Genomic DNA, 23131 nt, shown 5'->3' on the forward strand with positions numbered 1-23131 from the left:
AATTTCTCTTTTTTATATAATCCAAAGTTTTAACTAATAGCAACCTATTTCTTTTATTTTTGGAAGATACAAATAAAAAGCCGACTCGTTAAAAGTCGGCTTTTTAACATATTTTAATGCATAACGTTATTTAAACATTCTTGATACATTCGTTTGCATTATTGTTAAAAAACTGGATTCTACAGACGAAGCGACACTTTTTCCTATTTTTTCAGCTAATTTTTTACTTTTTTGGTAACGAACTTGCACAATATGTCTAGAATCGAGTTGTTCTAGTAGATAATCATCACTTGTTTGAATTTTATCAACGAGTTCCAAATCTAACGCCTGTGAACCATACCAGTGCTCACCGGTTGCAATTTTATCAATATTCAATTGTGGACGATGTTCGCTCACAAAATGTTTAAATAATTGATGTGTTTCTTCTAACTCTTGCTTGAATTTCTCACGACCCAAATCATCATTTTCACCAAACATAGTTAACGTTCGTTTGTATTGACCCGCAGTGAGCTGTTCAAATTCAACGTCATGTTTTTTAAGCAGTTTATTAAAATTAGGGATTTGAGCAATGACACCAATTGAACCAATAATAGAAAAAGGTGCGGCGATAACTTTGTCTGCAACACAAGCCATCATATAACCACCACTTGCAGCCACTTTATCAACTGAAATAGTAAGTGGAATATTTTTATCTTTTAAACGTTGTAATTGTGATGCTGCCAGTCCGTAACCATGGACCATACCACCACCACTTTCTAGACGTACAAACACTTCATCTTTCTCAGATGCCACGCTTATAATAGCAGTGACTTCCTCACGTAATGACGCGACTTCTTTTGCATCAATGCTTCCTTTGAAATCAACAACATAAAGTTGTGGAGAGCTTTCAGGTTGTGACGCTTTACCTGCAGATTTCTTTTCTTCTTTTTGCTTTATTTTAAGTGCTTTTTTATCTTCTTTTTGTTTTGCTTTTAACTGTGCAGAGGTTAATAATTGTTCTGATATAGATTTCTTTGTATCGTTAATTTGTTCGGATAAATCTGTTATTTCTAGCTCACCTTTTTTGGCTTTTTGTTTGCTGGTTAAGGCTATAATTGCGATTAAAATAGCAACAATAGTAATAACAAATGTAATAGCTTTGGCTAAAAATAGCCCGTACTGCAATAAATAATCCAAAATAAATCCTCTTTATATAATATATGCGCTTATCATGACAAAAAATGTCCCAACGTACAAAAGAGTTTGAGTGTTTTTTTAAAAAAAAAGTTATCATGCCACTTTTTACTAAGAAGAGACTATTAAATGGATTACATTGCACCTGATAATTTATTGGCAGATAAAACTATCCTGATCACTGGCGCAGGGGCTGGTATTGGCAAAGCACTCGCAATCAAATGTGCTGAATTGGGCGCGAATGTGATCCTATTAGGAAAAACAGTTAAGAAGCTAGAAGCTGTCTACGATCAAATTGAAGCTTTAAATAAAAAATCTGCGGCTATTTTACCTGTAGATCTAAATGGTGCCACTGAAGAGCATTATCGAGATATGGCGGATACGATATTACGTGAGTATGGAAAGTTAGATGGGTTGGTACATAATGCAAGCCATTTGGGTGTATTAAGTCCTTTCATACAAATTGAAAATACAATGTGGAATGAGGTGATGCAAACGAACCTTAATGCGGGATTTTTAATGACTAAACATTTAATCCCTGTATTAGAAAAAGCTCAAAATGCTAGTACTATCTTTACAACGTCAAGTGTCGGCCTAAAAAGTCGAGCATACTGGGGTCCATACAGCGTTTCTAAGTTCGCAACGGAAGGTATGATGCAATGCGTGGCTGATGAATATGAAAATAGCTCTCTGCGCTTTAATGCGATTAATCCGGGCGCAACTAAAACTGCAATGCGTGCAAGTGCCTACCCTGCTGAAGATGTCAATTTACTTAAAACACCAGAACAAATTTTAGCGGTGTATTTATATTTATTAGGAAATGACAGTATTAAAGTAACAGGGCAACGGTTCAACGCTCAGTGAGCCTACTATATTAGAATGAATAACTCTCACCACCGATATATTTTTTCTGGTATTTTTTAGTGGCCTGTCATCAAAGTCGTTACTTTTTTACAGACAAACAAAAAGGCAGCTAAGCTGCCTTTTTAGTAAATAAGAGAGCGAGACAAACTTTAGTGGTTATTTATATATTTTTAACCCTTCCTCAGGCCTTGTCTTAAATAATTTTAGCGTCCACATATATTGCGCTCTATTTTCATTGATCACCTTCTCGATCGCTGCATTCATTAAATCCGTATCTTGCTGTTCATCACCACTTGGAACTGTATTTAAAGGTGCATGACAAATAACATCTATTTTGCCTGTTTTAGCGTTATAAGATGTATAAGTAGGAATAACCACGGCACGCCCTAATTTAGCCAAGCGTCCAATGACTGGCAGTGTTGCTTTTTGGGTTGCATAAAATGAAGAAAAAAGGCTGTTATCACGTCCATGATCTTCATCTGGCAAATAGTAAAAATGCGCTTTATCTCGTAAGCTTTTAATACAAGGTTTTAAACCTTCACTACGGTGATAAAGTGTTCCTTTATCATTCAATCTACTAAAACGAGTTCGATAGTTGGTAACAAACCAATCAAAAATAGGATTGTTATAATCATTAAACATACTAGATAAAGGATACCCACGAGCTGAAATCGCAGCAACACCTGCAAAATCAACACCATAACAATGGGGAGCTAAAAAAATGATAGCTTGTTCTGCTGCTTCAGCTTCTTTTACAAAGTGTTCACCAACAAAGTTAATGCGTTTACGTAAAAAACTTTTACTACGAAAAGCGATTTCACCTAATGAAAGTGATATTTGAGCAACTGAACGAAAGTTTTCTCGCATCAGCGCATCTTTTTCTAATTCAGTATATTCAGGAAAACACAACCCAAGATTGATAAATGCAATTCTTTTACGTTTTTTTAAAAAATTAGCACTATAGAGTTTATCGGCAAGCCATGCTGCAAACTTATCTTTTAAAGAGGCAGGTATGTAACTGCAAATAAATAATAAAGCTAATAGTAGCCAAGTTCCCCAGTATTTTGGAAGGAAATGCTTTGCTTTAAGTGAAGTATCAAAACGAGAATTATATTGGGTCATATTTAGACCTTTAGAAACTAAGAGTGATTAGATTATATAGAGATATTTGGGTGGGTGGTAGACCTCCCAGCAAACTCTCGGCACTTGAATCACCTACTATGGCTGCTGCCTTCCGGCTCTGACCAGGTTAATAAGTTATCAATGCGAGAAACCAAGAGGTCTACCATTGTCACTGCATCAAGCCTTAACACTTGATGCGAAGAATTATACGTAAGCAGAAACATAATTCAATAGATAAATGAGTATAATGAGTCTAAGCGATTAAATAGTCAGCACTTTTAGCAAATAATATTTAGTATGGTTAAAAATAGTAATTAAAACGATGCAATCTGGGCTTATTTCAACTTTATAAGTATTACTTCTTTTAATATTGATCAAATTAAAGTTAATAAATAAAATCATTAAACTTGTTTTTTTAATTTACGAATTCGGAAATGTACTTGAAGGTTGAATTTACGACTGCTAGTTGTTTAATTTAATAAGCGTTGAACAAAAGAAACGAAATTAATCACGCTCATTTATAATTAATCTCTGTTCTGGAATAAAAGTGTTAACCTTATTTAAGGTGGGTCAATTGATTGAAAAAGGGAGGAAGCGATGCCCCCCTTCTTTAACTAAGTACGTTAATTAATAATTTTAACTCTGTATTCGATTAGAAATGATAGGTAAGTGTCATAGCAAACACTAAATAATACCTTTTATAATTCGATCTGCTTTAACTCTCTTTAAGCGTGATATTAATTGTTTAACTTTATCTGGATACATCGCCATATCATCAATATCTCGATAACTTTCAATCAAACGTGTATGAGAAATAATATTGGATAGCTCTTCATTAAACTGTGTACTTAATTTTTGTTCCGGATCATCAATTAATAAACCATTTTCAAGATCTAAACGCCAAGCCCGTGGATTGAGGTTATGACCTGTTAATAATGAAAAACGTTGATCTGAATAAATACCTTTTAAATGAAAACTATTGGAATCATGTTTCCACAAATGTAATTTTAAATGGCCTTGCAAAATAGAAGTGTGATGTTTCTTAGCAAAATTACGTAAGTTTACTTCATACAGATAAGGTAAAGCGGAAATCGTTTTAAAGGGTTTATCTTCAGGAATATAAAAATCATTGGCGGTTTTATCACCAACAACAATAGTAATATTAACTTTACGTTTTAATAATGCTGAAATATCACGAGATAGAGCAGTCGGTAAATTAAAGTAAGGTGTAAATAAAATTAATTCTTTTTCGGTAGAGTGAAAGATGGCTCTAATCACTTTATTTAATAAGTTTTTCTTTGTACCAATCCCAGTGAGAGGTCTGACAGCTAAGCCATTACATTCAATTGGGTCGAATCGGTAACCAGATAGTTTTAAGTTACGACTTAAGTTTTTGTGTTCTTTTTTAAATTCATTGAACTTAGGTACAACAGGCGCATTGAGTTCTACAACCGCTTCACTATTGATAATGACTTGTTGAATATAATCAACCATTGAATCAGCTAATGCGTTATCTGTTATTAACCAATAACGGTCAAATCGATATCGCTCCTGCTGATGAAGGTAAATATTATTAATGCTCGCGCCACTGTAAAAAACAACATTATCAAAAATAAAACCTTTTAAATGCTGTACACCAAAAAGTTCTTTTCTTTTAACTGGCAAACCGATAATTTTAACACCACGGCCTTTTAATGCAGCAACCTTCTGATACCAAGTCGTATTAGTATCTCCGCCCTTTTCAGCACCAATTAAACCTCGTTGTGCACGATGAAAATCAATACAAACAGTAATATCCATTGAAGGATGATTCTCTTTTGCTTGATATAGCGCATCTAAAACTTCTTCGCCTGCATCATCAGCTTCTAAATACAAAGCAGCAATATAGATACGTTTAGTGGCGGAATTGATCTGCTGAAATAACTCTGTTTTAAATGCCTTGGTCGTTAATAAGCATCTTACATTGTCTGCAGATATTGGAAGCTTTTTCAATTTTGTTAGAAATGAAAGGTTTTGATTAATTTTTTTACTCATAAATCTCTATCATATTTTACCAACATCACTATTAAGTACTCTATTCAGATACAAACTACGCTATAAAGTAAAGTATTGATATAGTAGTTATCTTCAAACAATGAAACGGATAACTACGTTAGCATTTATTTTTAGAAATAGTTATTCATTAACGATATAACAACTAAAAAACAGTGAATTTGATAGCATTAAACCTAAGCACAACTAATGTGCAAAGGTTTAATGATTTAACAACCAGAAGGTTAATTAGATAACTTTAGCTAAAGCATCACATAATGGTTGCATATTGTTTTTAGTCATACCTGCTACAGAGATACGGCCAGAGCCTACAATATAAACGGCGAACTCTTCTTTTAATCGGTTTACTTGTTCAACCGTTAAACCAGAAAAAGAGAACATACCTAATTGACGACTAATGAAACTAAAGTCACCTTTAACGCCTTTTTCTTTTAACGTTGCTACAAATAAATCACGCATTTCTTGGATACGGTTACGCATTTCAGCAACTTCTTCAACCCATTGCTTATAAAGCTCAGCGTCATTTAAGATAGTCGTTACAATCGCTGCACCGTGACATGGAGGGTTTGAGTAATTAGAACGGATACCCGCTTTAACTTGGCTGAATGCACTGTCTGCAATATCACTGTCTTCAGCTACCAGGGTAATACCGCCAACACGTTCGTTGTATAAACCAAAGTTTTTAGAGAATGAGTTAGCAATCAATAGTTCTTTGTTATATTTTGCAAAAGTACGTAAACCTTGTGCATCTTCATCAACGCCATGACCAAAACCTTGGTATGCAAAGTCAAAGAATGGTATAGCACCTAGTTCAGCAATTAGTTTTGCTAGTATTTCCCATTGCGCTTGTGTTGGATCAATACCCGTTGGGTTATGACAACAGCCGTGGAACAATACCATATCGCCTGCTTCAACAGATTGTAGTGAAGCAACCATTGCATCAAAATCTAAATCTTTAGTCTCTGCATCATAATAATCATACGCGACCACTTCTAAGCCAGATGTTTTGAATACATTACCGTGATTTGCCCAAGTAGGGTTACTTACCCAAATCTTTTTAATGCCTAATTTAGTAACCGCAAAATCAGCACCCGTACGTAATGCACCAGTACCACCAGGCACTTGTGCTGTACGAGCACGTTTTGAAGTGATTATTTCAGCATTTTCACCAAATAATAATGTTTGAACAGCATCACCGTAAGCTGCAATACCTTCGATAGTAAGGTAGCTTTTGGTGGTTTCTTCAGCAAGTAGACGTTTTTCAGCTTCTTTAACTGTCGCTAAAATTGGCGTTTGCCCCATTTCATTTTTGTAAATACCAACACCTAGGTTGATTTTATCTGTGCGGACGTCTTTTTTAAATGCATCTGTTAAACCAAGGATTGGATCTGCAGGTGCCATACTTACTTGTTCAAACATACTTATTCCTTTATGAATAATGAAAAATACTTACGTTGATGCTTTTATACCATCCTCACTATTTCAAGCAATCAATTTAGTAACTATTCTGATAATTTGCTGTCTAATTCAGCGATTTTAGCTTTCCAAATAGCCGGACCTTGCTCATGAACGTTATTTCCTTGACTATCAACAGCAACCGTAACCGGCATATCTTCGACATCAAATTCATAAATAGCTTCCATTCCTAAGTCTGCAAATGCCACAACACGTGATTTCTTAATCGCTTTAGCGACTAAATAAGCAGCACCGCCCACGGCCATTAAATATACTGATTTGTGTCTAGCAATTGAATCAACGGTATTTTGACCACGTTCAGATTTACCGATCATGCCTAATAAACCCGTTTCTTCTAACATGAAATCTGTAAATTTATCCATACGTGTTGCCGTTGTTGGACCAGCAGGACCCACTACTTCATCACGGACCGCATCAACAGGACCTACGTAATAAATGAAACGACCTTTAAAGTCGACACCTTCAGGTAAACCTTTACCACTTGTGATCAATTCTTGAATGCGTTTATGAGCAGCATCGCGACCTGTTAAAATTTTACCCGAAAGTAAAATCGTATCACCACTTTTCCATTCGCTCATATCAGCTTTAGATAAGTCATTTACATTAACGCGCCTAACATTTTCGCCTACTTCACGAGTTATTTCTGGCCATTGGTCTAGTGATGGTGGTGTTAAGACAGCTTCGCCTGAACCATCTAAAGTAAAATGAGCATGTCGTGTTGCAGCACAGTTAGGGATCATAACCACAGGTTTTGATGCCGCATGAGTTGGACAACTTTTTATTTTGATGTCTAATACTGTTGTTAAACCACCTAGACCTTGCGCTCCAATACCTAAGTTATTAACTCGTTTAAAGATCTCTAAACGTAGCTTTTCATCGGTATTCAATGATTCTGGGTCTGCTTTTGCTTTAGCTTGTAGATCAAAAATATCAACAGGCTCCATTAATGACTCTTTTGCCATTACCGCCGCTTTTTCAGCCGTGCCGCCAATGCCTATTCCTAACATACCAGGTGGACACCAACCCGCCCCCATTGATGGGACTGTTTTTTCTATCCAATCTTCAATAGAATCAGATGGATTTAACATCGCCATTTTAGATTTATTTTCAGAGCCGCCGCCTTTTGCTGCGACCATCACTTCAACTTTATTACCTTTTACCATTTCAACATGCACAACTGATGGCGTATTGTCTTTAGTATTTTTACGCGCACCGGCAGGATCTGCAACGATAGAAGCACGTAATGGATTAGACTGGTCGTTATAAGCTTGACGCACACCTTCATCAACTAACTCTTGTACAGTTAATTCTGAATCAAAACTGACTTTCATCCCGATTTTAACAAATACTGTTACTATCCCAGTATCTTGGCAAATTGGACGCTTACCTTCAGCAGACATACGAGAGTTAATGAGTATTTGAGCAATCGCATCTTTTGCGGCAGGATTTTGCTCTGCTTGGTAAGCTTTATCCATTGCTTGGATAAAATCCAGTGGGTGATAATATGAAATGAATTGCAGTGAGTTCTTAACGCTATTAATAAAATCCAGCTCTTTAATGACTGTCATCAGTCGCTCCCAGTAAATAGTAAACAGTTTTTGTAAAACAATGGTAATATTGTTGGCCTTATCCGCCTAATTTTTTGTTACAAAAATGTTGCCTAAATACGAAAAAATGACTTATAAATCAGCTAATACACTCATAAAACCATTGTTTTTCTCTGAAAAGATAATCACTATCATTAAGGGGGAATTATCCTGTTTAAATTGGTCTGTGTTTTTAGAATCAGGAAGTTCAGAACATATTGATAGTAATTGGTCTATTTTTAGCGCACAACCTATCGCGACGCTAACCGATGTAAATCAACGTACTTCATTCCATGATTTAACTAATAATACAACGCACGATATGGGACGAGATCCTTTAGCTGCTCAATTACAAATTAGACAACAATTATTTCATGAAGAAACAAACACTGATTTTCCATTTACGGGTGGTGTGATTGCCGCTTACCATTATGAAATGGGTGAGCTATTTGAACGTGTCAATAAAGACCAACTAAACGCAGGCTTAAACTTAGGCCCCTACCACTGTGGTTTTTATGATTGGGCTATTTTATATAACCTCAAACAAAAACAATATTACTTATTGCAACAAAGCACTAAGAACATAGAGCAAGATGTAACTTCTTTATGGCAAGAACGTTATGAATGGCTTGAAAATTTATCAAAAAAAGCCCCTAATGATGTTGAATCATTTAGTTTATCTGAACAATGGCAATCTAATTACAGTGAACAAGAATACAAGCAGTCTTTTAACAAAATTCAAGAGTACATCTTAAGTGGGGATTGTTATCAGGTTAATTTAGCTCAACGTTTTCAAGCCGTTTACCAGGGCAATGAATACCAAGCTTATTTGGCTTTAATAGAAGAAAACAAGGCCCCCTTTGCCGCATTTATACGCTTGCCTGAACAAGTCATTATATCAGTATCACCTGAGCGATTTTTACAATTAAAAGGTCATCAAGTACAAACTAAACCTATTAAAGGCACTATGCCACGCAGCCAAGATAGACAACAAGATCTAGCCAACGTACAACAACTATTAAGCTCTGAAAAAGATCAGGCAGAGAACTTGATGATTGTTGACTTGTTACGAAATGATATCGGACGTGTTTGTAAACCAGGAACCGTTAAAGTCCCAAGTTTATTTAATATTGAAAGCTTTCCTGCTGTGCACCACTTAGTCAGTACAGTAACAGGACAACTCGATGCACAATATTCCTGTGAAGATTTACTTAGAGCATGTTTCCCCGGAGGTTCAATTACTGGCGCACCTAAAATTCGATCAATGGAAATTATTTCTGAACTTGAAAAATTTCAACGTGAAATTTACTGCGGCAGTATTGCTTATATAAATGGTAACGGAGACATGGATAGTAGTATTACTATTCGCACATTAGTCTGTCATCACCATCAAATATACTGTTGGGCAGGTGGCGGTATTGTTGCCGACTCAAATGCTAAAAGTGAGTATCAAGAATGTTTTGATAAAGTCAGCAAAATCCTTCCCATACTGAGTAAGCTTTAATAAATAAACTCACTGCTATCCCTTAAAATACATTTTCTTTTGAGTACAAAAAAGCCCACGAAAGTGGGCTAAATTTAAGGATACTCATACCATTCAAAAATAACAGTAGAGATTATTGGATATACAACCTACCTTGTTGGCAATTCGATATCTTCAAATAACTTATTAACTTCGGCTGTATATTTTAGTTGGATCGCTTTCTCAACTAATGGACGAGTTAAATGAGGAGCAAACCTCACCATGAAGTCATACATATAATCTCGAAGAAAAGAGCCTTTTCTAAAGCCAATACTGGTTAAGCTAGATTTAAAAATATGACTCGCATCAAGCACGCAGAAGTCATCGTCTTCATTAATCGCCATTGTTGCAATAACACCGACACCGAGGCCTAAACGAACATAGGTTTTTATCACATCAGCATCCGTTGCGGTGAATACCACATTTGGTTTATAGCCAGCAGCATTAAACGCCTCGTCTAATTCTGAGCGTCCGGTAAAACCAAAAATATAAGTAACAATAGGATGCTGCGCGATATCATCAATAGTCAATTTCTTAATATTAGCTAAAGGGTGATCCTTTGGCACAATCACTGAGCGGTTCCAATGATAACAAGGCAACATAATGAGATCTTGGTAAAGGTGTAAAGCTTCTGTCGCAATCGCAAAGTCTGTTTTACCTTTCACAACGGACTCACTAATTTGTGTCGGTGTACCTTGGTGCATATGCAGTGACACTTTTGGATAACGTTTAATAAAACCTTTAATCACTTCAGGTAACGCATATCGTGCTTGTGTATGAGTCGTTGCAATATTCAACTTACCTTGGTCAGGCATTGTGTATTGATTGGCCACCGCTTTAATACTTTCAACTTTACCTAATATTTCAGTTGAATAACGTATAATTTCTTGGCCAGCTGGCGTTACCTTAGTAAGGTGTTTACCACTACGTTCGAATATTTGAATACCCAGTTCGTCTTCTAACATACGAACTTGTTTACTGATGCCTGGTTGCGAGGTAAATAAATTTTCAGCAGTCGCTGATACATTTAAGTTATGATTTAATACTTCGACAATATAGCGTAATTGTTGCAATTTCATAATGTTATCGGCTCATATTTAGTTAGTGCTTATTCCATTTAATTCTATCAGACTTCTACTATTAACAAAGCCCTACTTTTGTATTGTGTATTATTATATCTATAATAATAAGCCTATAACTTGCTATGTAACAAATTTATAGTAGATAAGCCTTTACTTAATCAACATGAACAAGATATTTTATTGGTAATGATTAATTGTAATTAACCTATATAGGTCGATGGTGTTATGAAAAACATAAATAACGAGCAGCTTGATTTCAGCACTATATTAGCGACAAGTATACATGATATGAAAAACTCTCTGGCGATGGTTTTACAATCTATCGAAGATCTCGATTTGGCTGACAACCTTACTACTCAACAACATAAATCAGTTTCAAATTTGCATTATCAAACTTCACGGATTAATAGCACCCTAATGCAGTTATTAGCGTTATACCGCGATGAAAAAAAACAACTACCTATCTTTATAGAAGAAAACTCTGTTAATGAACTATTAACCGATATATTGGAACGTAATCGTTTATATTTAAATAGTCACCATATCAAGGTTACCGTTGATGTTGAAAAAAACTTACGTGGCTATTATGATATTGATTTGGTCAGTTATTTACTCAGCGATATATTTATTAATGCATTACGCCATGCAAAAAGTATTGTCACAATCTCAGCTTACTATCTGGAGCCCTATTTGATATTCAAAATAGAAGATGATGGAGAGGGTTATCCGCATTATATGATGAATGTGAATGATAAAAATGAGTGTTCTACTTTTAATGCTAACAAAGGACGTAGTGGATTAGGCCTCTTATTCGCTAAAAAAATTGCTGAAGCACATCAGTTAAAACAACTTAAAGGCAATATTTGTTTAATTAATAAACCAGATAATAGTGGTAGTATATTCACTTTACAGCTACCTTAGTATCATAAAATTCGTATAAGTATTAATACAATGTACTTTGTCTATTATTTACATAAAGAGTTTATATCTTGTACCCATTAATAATTTCTTTAGTCGCTTTACTGCTTATTGTCATGATTGGTTACAATATCATTCAACAATATAAGCAAAAAGTAGAAACAGAACGTCGTATTTCTGTTGCAAAACAACACGCGGTAATCTCTGAAGTTGATGAGCTTTTGTTGTATGCGACTAAAATCCCATTCACTAAAATTTTATTACTCATATTAAAAAATAGAATACGTAATGCTTTATTTATTATGATGAATATGTCGCCTAGCACTGCGAGTTATAAAGAGCACTTTGCTGATACTGAAGCACAAATTAAACAGATAAACGAAAATTATATAGAACAAACCTCAAATTCTTTTCAAATTCCTAATGATGATAAAGAAGCGGTTAACTTAATTAAAGTCACCAAAAAAATACGGGCAGTTTTGCGTTCAGAACATGCAAAAGGAAAAATTAATACTAATATATTTGTTGCTGAAAACCGAAACTTAGAAATAATGCAATTAAAAATAAATTTAGATACAAGTATTAAACGTATTATTCAAGCTAAATCAATGAAAGAGTATGGTGCAGCAAAACAGATGATCGATAAGTTATTAAAAATATTAGAGTCGATTCCTGATAAAGATAATGAGTTACTCCAAAAACAACAGTTATTGGTTAACCATAACAGTGAAGTTCTTTCAAATTTGAGTGATGTAAGTACCAGTTTAAATGAAGAAAGTAGACGTTCAACGAAAGAAAACTCTAAGCAAAAAGATATAGAAATGTTATTTGGTGACAAACAAAAATGGTAGTCACTGCCCTATTTGATAAGTATTTATCTTAACAAAACAATCAAACTTGATACAAATCAATAACTTTAATATCGCCTCCCTTATTATAAATGATTATAAATTATTGAGGCGACTGTTATGCATCAAATTACATTCGAACAACAACAACTTTTGCAAAAAAACCTATTAGCTGAATTTTCGCAGTTAAAAGAGAAAGTAAAAGTCAGACTAACAGCTTCTTCTAAACAATACTTAAATGATTTAGTTAAAGATGTCGACACAATGAATGCTGATGCATTGATTGATAGTTTAGTACATAGTGAAAGCCATTCATTGAATCTTTATAAAACACAAATCCAAAGTATTGATGCTGCATTACAAGGTATCGAGCTTGGTTTATATGGTTTATGTTCAGATTGTGAAGTAGAAATAGAAGTGGAAGAATTATTTGAATGCCCTACCAAACAACGGTGCACAGCTTGTGAAATAAAATACCAACAACAAAAAGTAAAGGGTTATAAATTATAAAGCGCATTTTGTTGTTAACTTTATAGGGAGGTATGTGATAAATTGCCCTCCTTTAACTTTAACTAGAGCAGACATTTTGACCGATAATATTTCCCCTTTAATTTCAAGCGATGCCTCTAGTGCTACTGATCCTATTATTGAGAAAACGATTCCTTTAACAGTACAACAATGTACAACACATTTTGATCAATATTTAACTCAATATCAAAAGCCTGAAAAAGCAGAGCTATCGCTTTTATTTCCTGATGCTGTGTCTGTTGTTTATCGTTATTTGAAACTACCAACTCAACTACTTTTAATTAATAGCCGCCACTGGTTAAGTGCGAAACAATTGCTTGAACAAACGATTGCACCAACTTTACCAACAAGTTATTTGCTAAGTTATAACCAAGAAAGTTTATTTGGACGCTTATCTTTAGGAAATGATGGACAATTAAATTTTGCCGATGGTCACTTAAGTAAATATGATCAAGGCATTTTAGTCCTCAACATTAGTCCGCTATTAGTTGAACCCAATTTGTGGTTTAAATTAAAGTCTGTTTTACAACGAGGTCACTTACAAGCAAGTGATGCCGTTAATGCTGAAAAAATAAAACAAGCATTACCCGATTTAACTCAACAAACTATTAATACAAAAATAATTTTAGTAGCCAGTAGATTTCAGCTCGAAGAATTAATTCAGATTGATCCAGAATACTCACAAGTTTCTTCTTTATTTTGTGAATTAGCGAGTCAAGTACCCGTATCTCAAGAATCCATTAATGCGATTGTTAGTTATTGTCACAACTTAACAGAACAGCTAGCAATAGAAAAATTAGATAACGACACTTTATCAACACTTTTACATTTCCTAGCGACTCAATGTCAGCATCAAAAATTATTATCGTTTGCACCAGAGTCGATTCAACAAGCTTTACAGTATGCAAACTTATTTAATGATAATAATAAAATCAACCAACAAGATTTGATTGCCTATTTTAATGAAATAGATCAAGCCCAATCATTAGCACGGAAATACAGTGAACAATCACTTCTTGAAGGTCAAGTAAACCTACAATTAACAGGTGAGAATATTGGCCAAATCAATGGTTTATCCGTTGTTGAATTATTAGGTTACCCCTGTGAGTTTGGTGAAGTATTTAGGATTTCAGCGAGTGATATGATCGGCGATGGTGAGATTATAGACGTAGAAAGAAAAGTCGAACTAGCAGGTAATATCCATGCTAAAAGTACGTTGATTGTACAAGGCTACTTAAATCACTTTTTCAGTCATGTCACCGCCTTTCCATATTCTTGTAATTTAGTTTTTGAGCAATCTTATCAAGAAAGCGATGGAGACAGTGCCTCATTGGCTATTTTAATTGCAGCAAGCTCTTGTTACTCACAATTCGCTGTTAAACAAAACATATTTGTGACAGGTTCTCTTGATCAACATGGTAATGTATTAGCGATTGGAGGCATTAATCAAAAAATTGAGTCAGTAACCCGTTTGTTTGATTTAGGTTTAATTACAGAGCCCATTTTAATTGTAATGCCTAAAGCTAACCAAATTAATTTAACACTCAATTTGAAAACGTTGGCATTAATTGAATCAGGTAAAATGATGATTCATACAGTTTCTCATTGTCATCAAGCTTATCCATTATTATTAGATAAGACCTTTGAGCAAGTGATCAAAGCAATTAACTTGCGAATAGATATTGCAGCTAAAGAAGAGATGGAAGATAACACTAGTAGTTTGTTTTCTAGAATAAAAGATTCTATATTTCATTAGTTTATACTAACAAAAAACACTCAGAAAATTGATTATTCTTGATTGTTTTCACGGGCTCATATACAGTGTGGCGCTCATTATTTCGTGGTATTAAGTTTTACGTTTGTTTTAATGCCTCACCTTATCAATTATTTTAAGAAAAGTGATTATGACTAAAATCGTATCCCAAAAAGAGTTGGGTAAAAACTCTTACAATAAAGAAGAATTAATCAAATGTGGTCAAGGTGAGCTATTTGGTGAAGGCAACTGTCAACTACCTATCGACAAGATGCTTATGCTAGACCGTATTATCAGCATTACTGAAGATGGCGGTGAACACGGTAAAGGCGAATTAATTGCTGAACTAGATATCGATAAAGCATTATGGTTCTTCCAATGTCATTTCCCAAATGATCCAGTTATGCCTGGTTGTTTAGGTCTTGATGCAATGTGGCAATTAGTTGGTTTCTTCCTAGGTTGGAGTGGCGGTCCTGGTAAAGGACGAGCTTTAGGCGTAGGTAATGTTAAATTTACAGGACAAGTTTTACCAACAGCGAAGAAAGTAACATACCGTATAACAATGAAACGCTTAATTATGCGTAAATTGGTTATGGGTATTGCTGATGGTGTTGTAGAAGTAGATGGCAAAGTTATCTATGCAGCTGAAGATTTGAAAGTTGGTTTATTTGTGGATACTTCAAGCTTTTAAATTGAATGATTGATTATTATCTTTAAAGCACTGATTATGTTTGTAATCGGTGCTTTTTTTTATCTAATATTTCTTTAGAGTGTTGACACAGCCCTGCTAAACTTACAAATAGGCTAAATAATCACTCAAGATCAGATCTGAAATCAGCAATAGATTAACCGTTTTAATCAGCTAAATTATCCGTGTATTCAGCTGACTATTTCAAAATTAATTTCTTATTGTGTCACAAGGACCATTTATGGCTTTCTTATTTCGTTTTATTAAACAACTATTTATTAAAGGGTTTAAATTAATTAATTTAATCCGTTTATTAATACTTAATGTTTTATTCTTAGTTATTGTATTAGTTATTTTTGTTTCTTTTCAAACACAAGATGAACAAATAAAAGTGGCAGATAATTCCTACCTTCGTTTAAATTTAAATGGATTTATCGTAGAAAAGAAACATCCTATTAATATTTCACAAGAAATATCCAAACAATTAACAGGGTTAGATCAAGAAATACAACAAGAGTTTGAAACCCAAGAATTAATTAAAACCATTCGAAATGCACAACATGATCCAAAAATAACAGGGTTAGTATTAGAGTTAAGTGGTTTACAGTCAGCCAGTCTTGATCAAATTTCAGATATAGGTGAGGCGATTAATCGATTTAAAACTGAAAACAAACCTGTATTTGCTTATGCAGATAATTATACGCAAACCCAATACTATTTAGCCGCTTATGCAGACCACATTACACTACCGCCAAATGGTTTTGTTCTTCTGCAAGGTTATTCAGTCAACAGATTATATTTTAAAGATTTATTAGATAAATTATTAGTAACACCACATATCTTTAAAGTGGGAACTTACAAATCATTTGTTGAACCCTTCACTGAAACTAGCATGTCGCAATTTAGCAAAGAAGCTAATCAACATTGGTTAGATCAGCTATGGCAAGGTTACATACAGCGAGTATTAGAGCAACGTAAAGATAATAAACTATTAACTGCTAACTCCATAAGCCCTGACTTAGAATCTCTTAAGGAACAATTACAGGCAGTTTCTGGTGATACAAGTAAATATGCACTTTCTGTCGGATTAGTCGATGAATTAAATTTTTATGATAATTTCATAGCCACCCTTACGCACACAGCTAACAACGAAACTAAACCAATTGATATCATTGACTACAACCGTTATAGCTCAACTTTGTCTCCTTTATACAAAACCACAGGTGCGACTAATAGAATCGCAGTTATACATGGTTCTGGTGAAATAATATCTGGATTCACTGATGGAACAACAATTGCGGATAAAAGCTTCAATAGTTTATTACAACAAGCTCGTAATGATAGTCGCATTAAAGCCGTTGTTATTCGCTTAGATACACCAGGAGGTAGCGCTTTTGCCTCTGAAAATATTAGACAGCAAGTACTTGCACTAAAAGCCGCAGATAAAAAAGTGGTTGTTTCAATGGGGTCTGTGACAGCTTCTGGTGGATATTGGATAGCATCTGCTGCCGATCAAATTATTGCATCACCAACGACGTTAACTGGCTCTATTGGTATATTTGGCATGTTTGCAACTATCGACAAATCACTTAAGAAAATAGGCATAAATCAAGATGGGGTTTCTACTAGCCCTCTTTCTGGATTTGGAATAACACAGCCCTTAAGTCCAGAACTTGCTGAGATATTTCAAATTGGAATTGAAAGCGGCTACGCTAATTTCTTAAAAGTGGTCTCAGAAGGACGTGATATGACAGTACAATCAGTTGATAAAGTAGCTCAAGGTCGTGTTTGGACTGGTATAGATGGCGTTGAAAATGGTTTAGTTGACCAACTAGGTAATTTACAAACCGCCATTAACAGCGCAGCAAACTTAGCTAACTTAGATGATTTTGATATTATCGCTATCGAACCTAAGGTTTCTTCTAAGCAAGCTTTCTTTAATCAATTATTAATAAGTTCAATCAGCTTTTTACCTAATGGCGTGATTAAACAGCCATCTTGGGTATCTTTATTTTCAGATATAGAGCAACAAGCAAACTTTATCACTAGACTTAATGATCCTCAAAGTCGTTATGTCTACTGCACACAATGCTACATTAAATAAAGAACCCTTCTGCAAATATTACTCCCCAAGGACTTTAATAAAAGGTGGGGAGTAACTTTAATAACTGTTGGAAAGTAATATTAAATAATATTTTTTAAAAAACATAAATTAAAAAATGGATGTATAAACCGCTTTATCCTTTTAATATTAACGTTATACCGATTACATTAAATAAGTGATCTAAATTTTGCGCAGGAAAAATGAGTTAGTTCAAGGCGAAAATTGAGCTAAATGGTTGTTCCCTTTACGAAATTTACAACGAAGAAATAAGTTATTTTAACAAGTAAAATAGATAACTTAATTAGTGTGATTGGTATTAGTATTATAAATGTTCGCCCTCACCTATCGACTATTATCTCAAGCACTCAATAAACCCATCAGTCAATAAACTAGGAGGTTTCATCTATATTGGTATGGAGAAAATTCCTCCCTTTCTGTTCAAGTGTATTGGTTATACCAATCTGGAAAAATAAATGGTCTATTTAGGTGTTAGGGAAAATGGATGCTAACAAGACGTTGATTACAGTTACTAGTATTCTCATTACAAAATCAACAACGAAGCTAGCATTCATTTTAACAAGCATAAATGACTAGATAATTACTTCGATTGGTATTAGTTATTTAAACCTAAACTCTACTCTTCCTATATTGTTTAAAAGCAAGTATTTAAAATAAATACTTATAAACAACACACTTGTTAAATCAGTTATTCGCCCCCACTATTTAAAAAGAAAATTCATTTATAGGGATATTCAAAAAAAGTGTGGATGGTAATTTTCGTTAATAATGTATTAAATATATCGAGTAAATGATGAAACAACGTCTCTATGCATTACAACACTATACTGAATCTGGTGATTTAAAAGCTCCACCAGTGTTACTGTATATCTTATTATTTTTATCTAGAACTTGGATGTTACTTGTTATATCTGTTGCTTCCCAACAAACAGGAAATAAGTTATTACAAATTTTTTACCCCGATAAAGTGCATTTTTATCTTGGTTTGATCATTGGCTTATTTCCACTAATTATATTTTTAGTCTCTGGCAGACGTCACGCACAAGATGGTTGGGCATTAAAGTGTTGGCCATTTTGCTTCTATTTACTGATAGCGAGTGTATTAGGAGACTTATGTTTACAGATTTATTATTTGTATATGCAACACTTTACATATTCAGTGACTGCCTCAATACAATTAGTCGTCGTTGCATGGAGTTGTATTTATATTATTAAAAGCAAACAATTAAGAGATTGTTTTAGATAGATAATTTATTTCTTTTAATAGTAAGTGTTCTAACAATAGATTATTAAAATGGAGTACAAAATCCACTATCAGAAAACTAATTATGAATAATAGTCATGGATAAAAATAAAAAAATACCTCAACAATGTGAGGCATTTTTTATAAAATGGTATGTAAACTAAAAATTAATGTAGCTTTAAACGTGGACGTAACACTCGATTAATTTTTTCAACAATAGTCATCAATCCAGTACGGATATAACCATGTAACGCCACTTGATGCATACGATACAAAGAGACATAAACAACTTTAGCTAAACGGCCTTCAATCATCATTGAACCTTGCATCAAACTCCCCATTAAACTACCTACCGTACTGTAATTACTTAATGAAACTAGAGAGCCATAGTCTGTATATTTATAATCACTTAATGGCTTATCTTTAAGGGTTGCCAAAATGTTCTTACCTACTAATGAAGCCATTTGATGAGCTGATTGTGCACGAGGTGGCACAAAACCACCATTAGGTAATGCACAACTTGCACAATCACCAATTGCATAAATTTCATTATCTAGAGTAGTTTGTAATGTTGGCTTAACAATCAATTGGTTAATTCTATTAGTTTCTAACCCAGCTAAATCTTTCAAATAATCAGGCGCTTTAATACCCGCCGCCCATACAATTAAATCAGCTTTAATTAATTCACCCGATTTAGTTAATAAACCTTCTTCATTTGCTTCAGTCACCATTGTGTTAGTTCGTACATCAACACCTAACTTAAGCAGTTCACGATGAGCTGAGGCTGAAATACGTTTAGGTAAAGCCGGTAAAATACTATCGCCAGCTTCAATTAAACTAACCCGTAAATCAGCACTTTTAATATGTGAGAAGCCATAGCTAGAAACTTGTTTGAGTGAATTATATAGCTCAGCAGATAACTCTACCCCCGTTGCACCAGCACCAATAATTGAAACGTTAACTGAATTTGTTTCTTTAACACCTAATTGTAAATACTTATTTAACATGCGGTGATGAAATTTCTTCGCCTGCTGTGGGCTATCTAAAAAGATACAATGCTCACCAACACCTTTTGTATTAAAATCATTACTTACACTACCTAAAGCCAAGACTAAAATATCATATTCAAGATGGCTTTCAGGTAAAATTTGACAACCTTCTTCATCAAATAAAGGATCAATTGAAATCGTTTTATTAACACGATCTAGGTTACGCATCGCACCTAATTTAAAGTTAAATGAGTGATTTGTTGCATGTGCTCTATAACTTACAGCATCAATACCATCATCTAAAGAACCAGCGGCTACTTCATGTAACAATGGTTTCCAAAGATGAGTACTGTTTTTATCAACTAACGTAATATGTGCTTTTTGTTTCCGACCAAGCTTATTACCTAACTTCGTAGCTAACTCTAAACCGCCAGCACCGCCACCTACTATTACAATTTTCTTCATAACGACCTCAATAAAATTAAATTTTTTACAAAAAACACTCTTATTTTTATTGATAAAAATATGTTTTATAAAAAAAGTTGATCTACATCGTGTTTTACAAAAAGTAAGGTTATAAAAAATTGGGCGCTAAGTCACCTTATTTTATAGTTGATTGCGAATGAAGTCGCATTTGAGCTGATTTAAGTAAAATTATAGGATAGTTTTTGATTTGAAGTTAAACCTGCACAAGGCAGGCCTATTAATAAAAACAAGCTTAATGAATGCTTCATCTCTTTTGCTTGATGATTATTTGTCTGATTTGAATTTGTTAATAGTTGTTAGATGAACCGTTATATCGGTAAATTTATGTCCTTGATTTTGATCGAAAATAATTGGGTAATAATTAGCTAACTCATGGTTACTCACTTCACTGTCAAGTACATCATCGACAGTAGACAAAATACATAAACACTTGCTTTCATTTTCACGCCTAAAATCACTAACGCATTTTGTATCTATATCAAAATACTCTTCAGGCCATTCAATTCTTCCAACCATATTGTCTTCAGGGTGTAAGTTTGGATTAAATATAACTTGTTTAATACCACATAAAAAACCTATTCTTTCACTCCAATAACCGCCAAGGCCAACACCACAGATTAAGGGTGAGTTATCGTCTGTACTTTTAATATGTTGATGCACCTCTTTCAAAATATGGCTCATATCTTGTTTAGGATGAATAGTACTGTAATGAACAGAACGTACATCTTGATCGATAGACTTCAATTGCATCACTTTTTCGTGATTGCCAGGACTTGTTGCATCAAAACCGTGTAGATAGATGATCATGTATTAAATTCCACCTTATATTGCCATTGCGTGATACTACTTAAACGCCTAACTTATTAACATTATCACACTAATAATAAGTATTTATCTTACCAGTCTAAATAAACTCACTAATAGTGCAAGTATTGCTTAATGCTATTTAGAGGCTCTCATTAAAATCGAGTAATAAACGTCTATTTTCGATCCAAACTTTATTTTCTTGTAAAGGTAATGAAAGTTTACTTTTATCAGCGAATAAAGATGATATCAGATCTTCATTACACTTATTCGCAACTTGCAACCCTTCTAAAATGCTCATTGCAGCTGGAGTATCATTACAAGCGAGTATCAGATCACAACCAGCATGAATGGCCTCTTTTGCTCTCGACAAGTGATTTCCAACAAAACTTGCTCCATGCATTGAAATATCATCACTAATGATAGCTCCCGTAAATCCAAGTTGCTGCTTCAATATTTTCTGTAACCAATACTCAGAAAAACCACAAGGTAATGGATCACATTGCGAATAAACAACATGTGATGGCATTATCGCATCTAATTTATTTGCTTTAATTAATTCAGCAAAGGGTTGCATATCATGATTAAATATTTTTTCAAAACATCGGTTATCAACGGGTAAAGCAATATGAGAATCAGCTTTTACACTACCATGTCCTGGAAAATGCTTACCTGTACTAGACATACCTGCTTGATTCATGCCTTCTATATATGCAGAAGCAAGCTGAGATACTTGTGTTTTATTTTCACTAAACGAACGTTCTTTAATAACATCGGATATGCCATTAATATCTAATACAGGGGCAAAACTTAAATCTATATCACATGCGAGTAACTCACTCGCCATAACAAATGCACTTGCCTTTGCTAGAGCTAAAGCTTCTTGTATCGATGATGTATGCTCAACTAAGGAGCCACAAGACGGTAACTCAGTAAACCCTTCTCGGAAGCGCTGTACGCGTCCTCCTTCATGATCGACAGAAATAATAATGTCTTTTTTTGCATATAATCGAATTTGTTGTACTAATTCTTTTAACTGTAAAATATTATCGTAATTTCGAGTAAATAAAATAACGCCCGCCACTAAAGGATGTGCTAAATACTCTTGTTCTGTTGCTGTTAATTGATAACCTTCTACATCCAAAATGATTGGGCGCATAATTTTTCCATTTTATTTAAAAAGCCAGCAATGCTGGCTTTGGAAGTAAATTTATTTAACGTATTAATCTACGTTGTTGTGTTGCGTTTTAATTAAATTAAAACAAATTACATCAACTAATTCTAGCAAGTAATTTTTTTACTTCTTTAAGTTTATCCTCTGGCGCACTTTCTAAAAGTTTAGTTAATATATCTTTTGCACCTTCTTTTTCATCAATTTCTAAATAAGCGTGTGCTAAATCCAACTGCGCAGCAACACCATCTGCATCGGTATCAAATTCTGCAAACGAATCAACTACGTCAGGAAATTCATCTAATCCGAATTCTAAATTAAAGTCTTCTTCAGTAACCTCACTTCCTTCATTACCTGTTAGCAAGGTATCAATATCTATGAAGCCTTTATCGTCATTTTTATCGAAACTTGGTAATGCAACATCTGCATTAAACGCACCACTACTCAGCTGCTTTGCTAATGTATCAGCGTCAACTTCTTCAACACCATCAGGTAACTCTTCAACACCAGTTTCAATATCAGATGTAATATCTTTATCAGCAGCTTCAGTGACCTCTTCAATGTCAGCTTCTATATTTGGCTGAACTTCTTCAGCCGTTTTAGCCACCTCTTCAACATCAGGCTCTATATCTGATGTAACTTCTTCAAGCGTTTCAGTGATCTCTTCAACATCAGTTTCTATATCTGGCTGAACTTCTTCAACC

The 23131-nt window shown here is 34.2% G+C and carries 19 protein-coding genes and 1 other RNA gene; 9 read left to right on the forward strand and 11 right to left on the reverse strand.

Translation table 11 applies throughout. From position 1 onward, the window contains the following. Positions 1–126: 126 nt before the first annotated feature. The gene (sohB, locus tag V6255_RS08230; protein ID WP_341627715.1) at positions 127–1176 is read right to left on the reverse strand and encodes a protease SohB; all 1050 of its coding nucleotides are present in this window, start codon (positions 1174–1176) and stop codon (positions 127–129) included. 126 nt (positions 1177–1302) lie between these two features. Here sohB and V6255_RS08235 point away from each other — a divergent pair, with 126 nt between their 5' ends. Next, positions 1303–2037, forward strand: coding sequence for a YciK family oxidoreductase (locus tag V6255_RS08235; protein WP_341627716.1), 735 nt, complete (start codon positions 1303–1305; stop codon positions 2035–2037). Positions 2038–2193: 156 nt separating this feature from the next. Here V6255_RS08235 and V6255_RS08240 read toward each other — a convergent pair whose 3' ends face one another. From V6255_RS08240 to V6255_RS08260, 5 genes are all read right to left on the reverse strand, one after another. Beyond that, positions 2194–3159, reverse strand: coding sequence for a lauroyl-Kdo(2)-lipid IV(A) myristoyltransferase (locus tag V6255_RS08240; protein ID WP_341627717.1), 966 nt, complete (start codon positions 3157–3159; stop codon positions 2194–2196). 61 nt (positions 3160–3220) lie between these two features. Then, an RNA gene (gene ffs / locus V6255_RS08245) (signal recognition particle sRNA small type) lies at positions 3221–3316 on the reverse strand. A gap of 527 nt (positions 3317–3843) precedes the next feature. Next, positions 3844–5193 carry a CDP-diacylglycerol--serine O-phosphatidyltransferase gene (gene pssA, locus V6255_RS08250; RefSeq protein ID WP_341627718.1) on the reverse strand — a complete coding sequence of 450 codons (1350 nt, stop codon included), beginning with the start codon at positions 5191–5193 and terminating at the stop codon, positions 3844–3846. 246 nt (positions 5194–5439) lie between these two features. Beyond that, a complete protein-coding gene (locus V6255_RS08255) occupies positions 5440–6630 on the reverse strand; it encodes an amino acid aminotransferase (RefSeq protein WP_341627719.1) in 1191 nt (396 codons plus the stop codon). 83 nt (positions 6631–6713) lie between these two features. Then, positions 6714–8255, reverse strand: a complete 1542-nt coding sequence (locus tag V6255_RS08260) for a fumarate hydratase (RefSeq protein WP_341627720.1) — start codon at positions 8253–8255, stop codon at positions 6714–6716. Positions 8256–8361: 106 nt separating this feature from the next. Here V6255_RS08260 and pabB point away from each other — a divergent pair, with 106 nt between their 5' ends. After that, the gene (pabB, locus tag V6255_RS08265; RefSeq protein ID WP_341627721.1) at positions 8362–9777 is read left to right on the forward strand and encodes an aminodeoxychorismate synthase component I; all 1416 of its coding nucleotides are present in this window, start codon (positions 8362–8364) and stop codon (positions 9775–9777) included. Positions 9778–9905: 128 nt separating this feature from the next. Here pabB and cysB read toward each other — a convergent pair whose 3' ends face one another. Further along, positions 9906–10874, reverse strand: coding sequence for an HTH-type transcriptional regulator CysB (gene cysB, locus V6255_RS08270; RefSeq protein ID WP_137297943.1), 969 nt, complete (start codon positions 10872–10874; stop codon positions 9906–9908). Positions 10875–11102: 228 nt separating this feature from the next. Between cysB and V6255_RS08275 the strand changes: the two genes are divergently transcribed. The 7 genes from V6255_RS08275 to V6255_RS08305 all read left to right on the forward strand — a co-directional run bounded on the left by V6255_RS08275 (position 11103) and on the right by V6255_RS08305 (position 18980). Then, on the forward strand, positions 11103–11798 hold the full coding sequence (locus V6255_RS08275; protein WP_341627722.1) for a HAMP domain-containing sensor histidine kinase: 696 nt from the start codon (positions 11103–11105) through the stop codon (positions 11796–11798). A gap of 68 nt (positions 11799–11866) precedes the next feature. Further along, the gene (locus V6255_RS08280; protein WP_341627723.1) at positions 11867–12646 is read left to right on the forward strand and encodes a DNA repair ATPase; all 780 of its coding nucleotides are present in this window, start codon (positions 11867–11869) and stop codon (positions 12644–12646) included. Between the two features lie 117 nt (positions 12647–12763). After that, on the forward strand, positions 12764–13153 hold the full coding sequence (locus V6255_RS08285) for a TraR/DksA C4-type zinc finger protein (protein WP_341627724.1): 390 nt from the start codon (positions 12764–12766) through the stop codon (positions 13151–13153). A 76-nt stretch (positions 13154–13229) separates the two neighbouring features. Further along, the gene (locus tag V6255_RS08290) at positions 13230–14927 is read left to right on the forward strand and encodes an AAA family ATPase (RefSeq protein WP_341627725.1); all 1698 of its coding nucleotides are present in this window, start codon (positions 13230–13232) and stop codon (positions 14925–14927) included. 148 nt (positions 14928–15075) lie between these two features. Then, positions 15076–15615, forward strand: a complete 540-nt coding sequence (gene fabA, locus V6255_RS08295) for a bifunctional 3-hydroxydecanoyl-ACP dehydratase/trans-2-decenoyl-ACP isomerase (protein WP_160061783.1) — start codon at positions 15076–15078, stop codon at positions 15613–15615. Between the two features lie 238 nt (positions 15616–15853). Beyond that, complete coding sequence (sppA, locus tag V6255_RS08300; RefSeq protein ID WP_341627726.1) at positions 15854–17716, forward strand: signal peptide peptidase SppA; 1863 nt, start codon at positions 15854–15856, stop codon at positions 17714–17716. An 811-nt stretch (positions 17717–18527) separates the two neighbouring features. Next, entirely contained in the window at positions 18528–18980 is a 453-nt protein-coding gene (locus V6255_RS08305; RefSeq protein ID WP_341627727.1) for a DUF2919 domain-containing protein, read from the forward strand. Between the two features lie 164 nt (positions 18981–19144). On the opposite strand, the gene V6255_RS08310 is transcribed toward V6255_RS08305, so the two are convergent. The 4 genes from V6255_RS08310 to V6255_RS08325 all read right to left on the reverse strand — a co-directional run. After that, complete coding sequence (locus V6255_RS08310; RefSeq protein WP_341627728.1) at positions 19145–20431, reverse strand: NAD(P)/FAD-dependent oxidoreductase; 1287 nt, start codon at positions 20429–20431, stop codon at positions 19145–19147. Between the two features lie 285 nt (positions 20432–20716). Then, entirely contained in the window at positions 20717–21259 is a 543-nt protein-coding gene (ycfP, locus tag V6255_RS08315; protein WP_341627729.1) for an alpha/beta hydrolase YcfP, read from the reverse strand. A 139-nt stretch (positions 21260–21398) separates the two neighbouring features. After that, on the reverse strand, positions 21399–22415 hold the full coding sequence (gene nagZ, locus V6255_RS08320; protein ID WP_341627730.1) for a beta-N-acetylhexosaminidase: 1017 nt from the start codon (positions 22413–22415) through the stop codon (positions 21399–21401). Between the two features lie 112 nt (positions 22416–22527). Then, positions 22528–23131 (reverse strand): FimV/HubP family polar landmark protein (locus V6255_RS08325; RefSeq protein WP_341627731.1); only part of this gene is annotated, 604 nt, incomplete at its 5' end.

This window comes from Psychromonas arctica, from assembly GCF_038155225.1.
GTDB classification, from domain to species: Bacteria; Pseudomonadota; Gammaproteobacteria; order Enterobacterales; family Psychromonadaceae; genus Psychromonas; species Psychromonas arctica_B.